The organism is Streptomyces katrae (genome assembly GCF_000966975.1).
Classification (GTDB): domain Bacteria; phylum Actinomycetota; class Actinomycetes; order Streptomycetales; family Streptomycetaceae; genus Streptomyces; species Streptomyces katrae.
Genome location: NZ_JZWV01000858.1, coordinates 1 through 9263, shown reverse-complemented (window position 1 = coordinate 9263; position 9263 = coordinate 1). Strand labels below are relative to the sequence as shown.

Genomic DNA, 9263 nt, shown 5'->3' with positions numbered 1-9263 from the left:
GGCTGGCTCTGGTACGCGGGCGAGCTGCCCTTCCTCGACGGACCCGGCGGGAAGAAGGCCGCCGCGACCTCCGCGGGCGCCCAGAAACGGGACATGATCGTCGTCCACCTGCGCAACACCAAGCGCGGCGGCAGCTCCACCGCCCTCCTCGTGGACAACGTCACCGCACGGCAGGGCGCCACCGTCCTGCTCCCCAACACCCTCGCCGTCGCCAAGGAGGACGGCACCGGCACCACCCTCGGGAAGTCCGTGGAGGACGGCAGCATCGGCACCCGCGAGGCCCTCGACACCGTCCTCGGCACCCGCATCGGCGGCACCTGGCGCCTGGACACCCCCTTCCTGGAGCGCCTCGTCGACCTGGTCGGCGGCATCGAGGCCGACACCGACACCGCCGTGCCCGCCGACGACCGGGCCAGGACCCCGGCCGTCGGGCAGGGCCCCAGGCAGAGCCTCACCGGCGCCATGGCCGTGGCCTACGCCACCTACCGCGCCCCGGGCGAACCGGAGGCCAGGCAGCTGGAGCGCACCGGCCGGGTGCTGTACGCCGTCCTGCGCAAGATCCCCTCCGACCCGAAGGCGGCGGCCACGACCGTCGAGAGCATGGGCCAGATCCTGGACCCGGGGCTCGACGCACAGAACCTCGGCGGCCTCCTGGCGCGGATCGGCGCGCACGCGAAGACGGCCGCCTACCGCACCGAGGTGCTCTCGGTGAAACCCGACGGCGGCCTCACCGACGAGGCCTCCAAGAAGACGGTCAAGGAGCTCCTCGGCGGGACCGTCACGGCCGCCCAGCCCGGCGCGGCCCCCAGGGTGGGCCTCAAGGACGCCACCGGGGACGAGAAGGCGCAGATCGCGGCGAAGGCGGCCCTGCTCAACGGCGGCTACGCCTTCGTGGACGGCGGCAAGGCCGACCGGCCGGCCCCCACCACGCAGATCACGTACCAGGACGAGGGCCAGCGGGCCCGGGCGGTGGAGGTCGCCAAGACGCTGGGGCTGCCCGAAACGGCGGTCAAGAAGGCCGAGAGCACGGTGAACGCGGACGTCGTGGTGACCCTGGGCAAGGACTGGAAACCGTCCTGACCGGGCGGGGCCGGCAGTACATGAGACCCTTGTAGGCATCTGCCCGCCAACCCGAAAGCATGGCCAGTGACCGCCACGGACCGCTCCATCGAGCTCATCACCACCGCCGCCCAGGCCGCGGCCGACCGGCTCGCGCACGACATCATCGCGTACGACGTCAGCGACGTGCTGTCGATCACCGACGCCTTCCTGCTCGCCTCCGCGCCCAACGACCGCCAGGTCAAGTCGATCGTGGACGAGATCGAGGAGCGGCTGCTCAAGGAGCTCGGCGCCAAGCCGGTGCGCCGCGAGGGCGACCGCGACGCCCGCTGGATCCTGCTCGACTACGTCGACATCGTGGTGCACGTCCAGCACAGCGAGGAGCGCGTCTTCTACGCGCTGGAGCGCCTGTGGAAGGACTGCCCCGAGATCGAGCTCCCCGAGGACGCGAAGCTCACCATCGGCAAGGCCGAGGAGCACGCCAAGCTGCGCGAGGCGCAGGGCGACGACGAACTGGACGGTGATCTGTTCTGAGCGCGGCCACCGGCACGGGAAGGCCCGGCGGCGGCTCCGCCCGCACCGGCAGGAAGATCGTCCTCTGGCGGCACGGCCAGACCTCCTGGAACCTGGAGCGCCGTTTCCAGGGCTCCACGGACATCGAGCTGACCGAGACGGGGCTGGCGCAGGCGCGCCGCGCCGCCCGGCTGCTCGCCTCGCTGAAGCCGGACGCCATCGTGGCCTCCGACCTGAAGCGCGCCGCGGCCACGGCCGCCGAACTGGCCGCCGTCACGCACCTGCCCGTGGCGCACACCGAGGCGCTCCGCGAGACGTACGCCGGTGAGTGGCAGGGCCTGACGCACGAGGAGATCGTCGAGAAGTACGGCGAGCAGTACGCGGCGTGGAAGCGCGGCGAGCCCGTCCGGCGCGGCGGGGGCGAGCTGGAGACCGAGGTCGCCGACCGAGCCGCCCCGGTGGTCCTCGACCACGCCGGCCGGCTGCCCGAGGGCGGCACGCTCGTCGTCGTCAGCCACGGCGGCACCATCCGTACGACCATCGGCCGCCTGCTGCGGCTGGAGGCGCGTGACTGGGAGAGCCTGGGCGGGCTCTCCAACTGCTGCTGGTCCGTCCTCGGCGAGGGCGCGCGGGGCTGGCGGCTGCTCGAGCACAACGCCGGCACGCTGCCGGAGCCGGTGCTCGGCGACGACGACTGAGCCCCTCCGCGGGGCCGCTCCGACCCGGATTTCACTTTCCGGCTGGTCACAGGCTAGAGTTCTTCTTGTTCGCAGCGAAGAACACCGGAAACGGGGGGAACGCCGCGGAGAGCGGGGCTATAGCTCAGTTGGTAGAGCGCCTGCATGGCATGCAGGAGGTCAGGAGTTCAATTCTCCTTAGCTCCACAATCAGGATCCCGTCCCCAACAGGGGGCGGGATCCTTGCGTTTGTCCCTCCTGTGCTTGCTGACCCCGCCGGGACCGGCGTGGCAGAATCGGGACGGCCGGAGGGGGACACGACGGTCCGACGCGGGAGGGAGTCGCTGACGGATGGGTGCACACCGGCGGCGGTGCGACTGGTGCAACAACGGCACGCCGATCGTTCGGGACATGGAGCCGGTCAATCCCGACTACCAGTACTGGTGCGAGGAATGCGCGCGGGCGCTGATCATAAAAGGCGACCCCATCGAGACGTACCGGGAGCTGGAGGGCGAGCCGATCTACGGCCGGCTCCTCGACGAGCACTGCACGCTCAAGCGCTTCTACCAGTTCGCCCGGGCATGACGGGGTCAATGGTGGGCGAAACGGACATAACGGCCCTTCGGGAAACCGATTTTTGGTCTGGGGCCATGACCGTGTAATGTTCTCGATGTCGCCAGGGGGAACCGGCAAGGGAAACCGAGAAGGGGCCCGGCGGCAGAGAGAAACAAGGGGCTATAGCTCAGTTGGTAGAGCGCCTGCATGGCATGCAGGAGGTCAGGAGTTCAATTCTCCTTAGCTCCACAGTGTGGAAGAGGGTCACCCGGAAAGGGTGGCCCTCTTCTCGTTGTGCGGAACGGCAGAGCGGCCGCACGGGCCCCTGCGGTACCCTGACGCCATGCGTGCCGTACGCCTTCTGCTTACCGAGCCGCGCTGAGCAGCACCGACCCCGAGAAGGTCGGCATCGGCGCGGCGTCCCCTCCTGTGCGAGGGGTTTTTTCGTTTGGGCAGGCAGAGACGGCAGAGACGATCGATGGAGCTTCAGGAATCATGAGCGAGACGAACACCCCGGCCCCCGAGGCGGCCGAGGGGCACCGTTACACGGCCGCCATGGCCGCCGACATCGAGGCACGCTGGCAGGACGTATGGGACGCGGAGGGCACCTACGAGGCGCCCAACCCGAGCGGTGACCTGGCCGGCGACCCGGCGGTCGTCGCCCGGCCCAAGAAGTTCATCATGGACATGTTCCCGTACCCCTCCGGTGCGGGCCTGCACGTCGGTCACCCGCTCGGGTACATCGCCACCGACGTCTACGCCCGTCACCAGCGCATGTCCGGCCACAACGTCCTGCACACCCTGGGCTTCGACGCCTTCGGCCTGCCGGCCGAGCAGTACGCCGTGCAGACCGGCACGCACCCGCGCGTGTCGACCGAGGCGAACATCGAGAACATGAAGGCCCAGCTGCGCCGCCTGGGCCTGGGCCACGACAAGCGCCGGTCGTTCGCGACGATCGACCCGGAGTACTACAAGTGGACCCAGTGGATCTTCCTGCAGATCTACAACTCCTACTACGACACGGACGCGAACAAGGCCCGCCCGATCGCCGAGCTGGTCGCCGCCTTCGAGAACGGCACCCGTGAGGTCCCCGGGGGCCGCGCCTGGGCCGAGCTGACCGCCGCCGAGCGCGCCGACGTGCTGAACGGGTACCGGCTGGCCTACGCCTCGGACGCGCCCGTCAACTGGTGTCCCGGCCTGGGCACCGTGCTGGCCAACGAGGAGGTCACCGCCGACGGCCGGTCCGAGCGCGGCAACTTCCCCGTCTTCAAGTCCCGGCTGAGCCAGTGGAACATGCGCATCACCGCGTACGCCGACCGGCTGCTGGACGACCTGGACGCGCTGGACTGGCCCGAGGCCATCAAGCTGCAGCAGCGGAACTGGATCGGCCGCAGCGAGGGCGCCCGCGTCGACTTCGCCCTGGGCGACGAGGCGATCACCGTCTTCACCACCCGCCCCGACACCCTGTTCGGCGCCACCTACATGGTGCTGGCGCCCGAGCACCCGCTGGTCGAGAAGTTCGTCCCGGCCGCCTGGCCCGAGGGCACCCGCGAGGCGTGGACCGGCGGACACGCCACCCCGGCCGAGGCCGTGGCCGCGTACCGCAAGCAGGCCGGCGCCAAGTCCGACGTCGAGCGGCAGGCCGACGCCAAGGAGAAGACCGGCGTCTTCACCGGCGAGTACGCCGTCAACCCGGTCAGCGGCGAGAAGGTCCCCGTCTTCATCGCCGACTACGTGCTGATGGGCTACGGCACCGGCGCGATCATGGCCGTCCCGGCGCACGACGCCCGCGACTTCGAGTTCGCCCGCGCCTTCGAGCTGCCGATGCGCTGCGTGGTCGAGCCCACGGACGGCCGCGGCACCGACCCGGCCGAGTGGGAGGACGCCTTCGGCTCCTACGACGCCAAGCTGGTCAACTCGTCCGGCGAGGGCATCTCCCTGGACGGCCTGGGCGTGGTCGAGGCCAAGGCCGCCATCACCGACTGGCTGGCCGAGCGGGGCCTCGGCGAGGGCACCGTCAACTTCCGCCTGCGCGACTGGCTGTTCAGCCGCCAGCGCTACTGGGGCGAGCCCTTCCCGATCGTCTACGACGAGGACGGCGTCGCCCACTCGCTGCCCGAGTCGATGCTCCCGCTGGAGCTGCCCGAGGTCGAGGACTACTCCCCGCGCACCTTCGAGCCCGACGACGCCGGCTCCAAGCCGGAGACCCCGCTCTCGCGCAAGGCCGACTGGGTCAACGTGGAGCTGGACCTGGGCGACGGCCGCGGGGTGCGGTCGTACCGCCGCGAGACCAACACCATGCCGAACTGGGCCGGCTCCTGCTGGTACGAGCTGCGCTACCTGGACCCGCACAACGCGGACGCGCTGGTCGACCCGGAGATCGAGCAGTACTGGATGGGTCCGCGCGAGAGCGCCCCGCACGGCGGCGTCGACCTGTACGTGGGCGGCGCCGAGCACGCGGTGCTGCACCTGCTGTACGCGCGCTTCTGGTCCAAGGTGCTGTTCGACCTGGGACACGTGTCCTCGGTCGAGCCGTTCCACAAGCTGTTCAACCAGGGCATGATCCAGGCCTACGTCTACCGTGACGAGCGCGGCTTCCCGGTCGCGGCCGCCGAGGTCGAGGAGCGCGACGGCAAGTTCTTCTTCGAGGGCGAGCCGGTCAAGCGCGAGCTGGGCAAGATGGGCAAGTCCCTGAAGAACGCCGTCACCCCGGACGAGATCTGCGAGGAGTACGGCGCCGACACGCTGCGCCTGTACGAGATGGCGATGGGCCCGCTGGACGTCTCCCGTCCGTGGGACACCCGCGCCGTCGTCGGCCAGTACCGGCTGCTCCAGCGCCTGTGGCGCAACATCGTGGACGAGGAGACGGGCGCGGTGACGGTCGTCGACGCCGAGCCCGCCGAGGACACCCTGCGCGCCCTGCACAAGGCCATTGACGGGGCCGGCTCGGACATGGCGGGCCTGCGGTTCAACACCGCCATCGCCAAGATCACCGAGCTGAACAACACCCTGACGAAGGCGGGCCGCCCGCTGGAGCGGTCCGTGGCCGAGCGCCTGGTGCTGCTGATCGCCCCGCTGGCCCCGCACATCGCCGAGGAGCTGTGGCACCGCCTGGGCCACACCGACTCGGTGGTCCACCAGGACTTCCCGGTCGCCGACCCGGCGTACGTCGTGGACGAGACCGTCACCTGCGTGGTCCAGGTCAAGGGCAAGGTCAAGGCCCGCCTGGAGGTGCCGCCGGCCATCTCGGAGGCCGACCTGGAGCAGCTGGCGGTCACCGACGCGGCCGTCGTCGCCGCGCTGGGCGGCGCCGAGATCCGCAAGGTGATCGTGCGCGCGCCGAAGCTGGTGAACATCGTCATCTGACGGCCTGCGGTCCTGGAGGCCGGCTTCTCGGGGTGATCCCGTACGGGCAGGTTGGGGGTTCGATCGGAACCCCCGACCTGCCCGTGGCGTTTACGGTGGAGGGGACGGGAAAAGGCCGGGGAAGGGAACCTCATGGAGGTAGGCGCGTTGGTCATCATCTTTGCCCTGGTGGTGCTGTTCGCCTTCCTGGGGCTGGGCGCCTGGGCCACGGTCAAGGCGGTCGGCGCGGCGAAGCGCGGCGTGGACCGGACGATCACGCAGGCCCGCCGGACGGTCGAGGACACCACCCTGAGGGCCAGGAGCCTCGGCCAGGTCGGGGTCACGGGGGCGCTCGCGCAGCTGCGGCTGGACCTGCGGACCTCGATGCGCGCCACGCAGGCGGCCCTCTACCAGGGGGTTCAGGCGGATGCCTCGCTGAAGGAGTCGATCGCCCTCTTCGAGCGGCTGAGCCGGCACGGGCACGAGCTGGACGACGAGCTCAAGCGGCTGGAGCAGGAGCCCGACCGCAAGCGGATCGCGGAGCGGCTGCCGGAGCTGCGGGAGCGCACCGCCAAGATCACCGAGTCTGCGGATTCGCTGCGCTGGTCGGCGCGCGACCGGGCCCGGCAGTTCGCCGACGAGGACCTGGCGGCGCTGTCGGCACAGATCGAGGTCGAGTCGAGCGCGCTGCGCGACTGGTCCCGGGAATCGGTGGACGACCTGACGGCCGCCGCGGCGGCGTGGGAGGCCGGTCAGGGGCCGGGTGCGGGTGCGGGTGCGTCGGGTGCGGGTGCCGGTGCGGCGGCGTCGGGGCGGGCCTCCTCGGTTCCGGAGCGGCCCGCGCTGGATCCGTCCGGACCGGCGGTGTCCTACCCCTGGCAGAAGGCTCCCCGGCGGGAGGCCACTTCCTGAGCGCGCTTCCCGTGACGGGGTGAGGGGCCGGGGAGGTCGCGGAGGCAGGGGGTGACGGATGTGGCTCGGGCTGCCGGATCGCCCCCTCGGGCGGTAACCTCCGGCTCATGTCCCGCCATGTCGCGATCGTCACCGATTCCACGGCCTATCTGCCCCCGCCGGCCATGGAGCGGCACGGGATCACCGCCGTGCCCCTGACCGTCGTACTGGGTGACGAGGCCCTGGAGGAGGGCACCGAGATCTCGGCCCGCAGCCTGGCCGCGGCCCTCCAGAAACGCCGTCCCGTCACCACCTCCCGCCCCGGCCCGGAGCAGTTCGTACGGGCCTACCGGGCGGCCGCTGAGGCCGGTGCGACCGGCATCGTGAGCCTGCACCTCTCCGCCGAGTTCTCCGGCACCCATGACGCCGCCGTGGTCGCGGCGAAGACGGCCCCGGTGCCGGTCCGTGTCGTGGACACCGGCATGGTCGCGATGGCCCTCGGCTTCTGTGCCCTCGCCGCCGCCGAGACGGCCGAGGCGGGGGGTTCCGTCGACGAGGCGGTGGCCGCCGCGGAGAAGCGGGCCGGGGAGATGTCGGCGTACTTCTACGTGGACACCCTCGACTACCTGCGACGCGGCGGACGCATCGGGGCGGCGCAGGCCCTCCTCGGCTCGGCGCTGGCGGTCAAGCCGCTGCTCACGCTGGAGGGCGGGCGGATCGAGATGCTGGAGAAGGTACGGACGGCCTCCAGGGCCATCGCGCGGCTGGAGGAACTCGCCGTCGAGCGGGCCGGGACGCGCAGCGTCGACGTGGCGGTCCACCACCTGGCCGCTCCCGAGCGGGCCGAGAAGCTCGCACAGCGGCTGGGGGAGCGGATTCCGGGGCTGGTCGAGCTGCACGTGAGCGAGGTCGGCGCGGTGATCGGCGCGCACACCGGTCCGGGGCTGCTGGCTGCGGTGGTGTCGCCGCGCTGACGGGTTCGGTTCGGCTGTGGGGCGCGCCTCCGCTGTGGGGCCGCTGTGGGGGCGCTCTGGGGGTGCACCGCCGTTGTGGGGGCGCTGTGGGGGTGCACCGCCGTTGTGGGGTGACCTCCGGTGCGGGGTGTGCCTCCGTTGTGGGGCGCACCGGAACGGGTGACGGGGTTTTCCACAAGAGGCGGGTTATGCACCGGAATTGAGGGCTCCGAGCGGGGGCCGGGGATCGGCCCTAGCGTCGTGGCATGACTCTTCGAACGCGCGCTCCGCGCCTCTCAGGAAACCCCGGATCCCCCGACGCCGCCGGATCCGGACCGTTCGACACCACCCGCGGGCGGGGCGGGGGCAGCGGGCCCGGGCGCGGGCCCCGGTCCGACGGGCGGTTACGTGACCTTCGCCGCGCCCGGTCGCAGCCCCGGCCCGACCCCGCCGCCGTGCGCCGCCGGGCGGAGCTGCTGCTGGGCCGGGGCTCTCCGACGCCAGGGCCGGGGGCGGCTCCGGTGTCCGGGTCGCCTCCGGTGGCCGGGTCCGGGGCGTTGCCGCTGCCGGAGGCTGTGCCCGGGGGGACGGCAGGGGGCGCCGGCGGTGGCGTCGGGCGGTGGTTGGCGGTGCGGGAACGGTTGCCGGTGTGGGTGCAGGCCCGGTGCGGGGTGGAGCCCCGGGCCGTGGCCGCCGTGGGGGTGGTGCTGGCCCTGGCGGTGGGGTTCGCCGCCCAGCAGTACTGGTCGGCCCGGCCGCAGCCGGTGACGGCTCCGGCGGTGCTCGCCCCGGCTCCGCCCGCGACCCCGCCCCCGGTGCCCGGAGGGGGCCCGGGCGGCTCCGGTGGGCGCATCGGGTCGCGGGTGGAGGACGCGCTGGCCGCCGCCGGGGGAGTGCGGCCGGGTACCGACACCTCCGGGCTCAACCGGGCCCGGGTGCTGGTGGACGGGGAGCAGGTGCTGGTGGGGGTCACCGCGCCGCCGGCGCCGGGCGGCCCGGGTTCCGTGGGCGGCTCCGGACCCGGCTCCGTCCCGCTGAGCCTCGGTAGTGCCACCGCCGAGCAGCTGGACGGGCTGCCGGGGGTCGGTCCGGTACTCGCCCGGCACATCGTGGAGTTCCGCACCGCCCGGGGCGGGTTCCGGGCCGTGGAGGACCTCCGGCAGGTCGACGGCATCGGCGAGCGCAGGTTCGCCGAGCTGCGGAAGCTGGTCCGGCTGTGAGCGCCACGGGACCCGGCGCGGGTGCCGCCCCGGACCGGGCGGGGCCGGGC

8 protein-coding genes and 2 tRNA genes are annotated in these 9263 nt (G+C 72.3%); all 10 read left to right on the top strand.

Annotated features, from left to right (window positions below; genetic code table 11):
• Positions 1 to 1080: LCP family protein (locus tag VR44_RS28190; protein WP_045950431.1), on the top strand; the 1080-nt coding region annotated here is incomplete at its 5' end.
• Positions 1081 to 1146: 66 nt separating this feature from the next.
• Positions 1147 to 1593: a ribosome silencing factor gene (gene rsfS / locus VR44_RS28185; protein ID WP_045950430.1), complete on the top strand. Its 447-nt coding sequence runs from the start codon at positions 1147 to 1149 to the stop codon at positions 1591 to 1593.
• Positions 1590 to 2270 carry a histidine phosphatase family protein gene (locus VR44_RS28180; RefSeq protein WP_045950429.1) on the top strand — a complete coding sequence of 227 codons (681 nt, stop codon included), beginning with the start codon at positions 1590 to 1592 and terminating at the stop codon, positions 2268 to 2270. Before rsfS ends, VR44_RS28180 begins: the two co-directional genes overlap by 4 nt.
• A gap of 113 nt (positions 2271 to 2383) precedes the next feature.
• A tRNA-Ala gene (locus tag VR44_RS28175) sits at positions 2384 to 2456 on the top strand.
• 144 nt (positions 2457 to 2600) lie between these two features.
• Positions 2601 to 2834, top strand: coding sequence for a hypothetical protein (locus tag VR44_RS28170; protein WP_007264019.1), 234 nt, complete (start codon positions 2601 to 2603; stop codon positions 2832 to 2834).
• Positions 2835 to 2980: 146 nt separating this feature from the next.
• Positions 2981 to 3053 (top strand) — tRNA-Ala (locus VR44_RS28165).
• Between the two features lie 246 nt (positions 3054 to 3299).
• A complete protein-coding gene (gene leuS, locus VR44_RS28160) occupies positions 3300 to 6170 on the top strand; it encodes a leucine--tRNA ligase (RefSeq protein ID WP_045950428.1) in 2871 nt (956 codons plus the stop codon).
• 132 nt (positions 6171 to 6302) lie between these two features.
• The gene (locus tag VR44_RS28155; protein ID WP_045950427.1) at positions 6303 to 7061 is read left to right on the top strand and encodes a copper transporter family protein; all 759 of its coding nucleotides are present in this window, start codon (positions 6303 to 6305) and stop codon (positions 7059 to 7061) included.
• A 107-nt stretch (positions 7062 to 7168) separates the two neighbouring features.
• Positions 7169 to 8014 carry a DegV family protein gene (locus VR44_RS28150; protein WP_045950426.1) on the top strand — a complete coding sequence of 282 codons (846 nt, stop codon included), beginning with the start codon at positions 7169 to 7171 and terminating at the stop codon, positions 8012 to 8014.
• A gap of 608 nt (positions 8015 to 8622) precedes the next feature.
• Positions 8623 to 9213, top strand: coding sequence for a ComEA family DNA-binding protein (locus VR44_RS48940; RefSeq protein WP_342669401.1), 591 nt, complete (start codon positions 8623 to 8625; stop codon positions 9211 to 9213).
• The last annotated feature ends 50 nt before the right edge of the window (positions 9214 to 9263 follow it).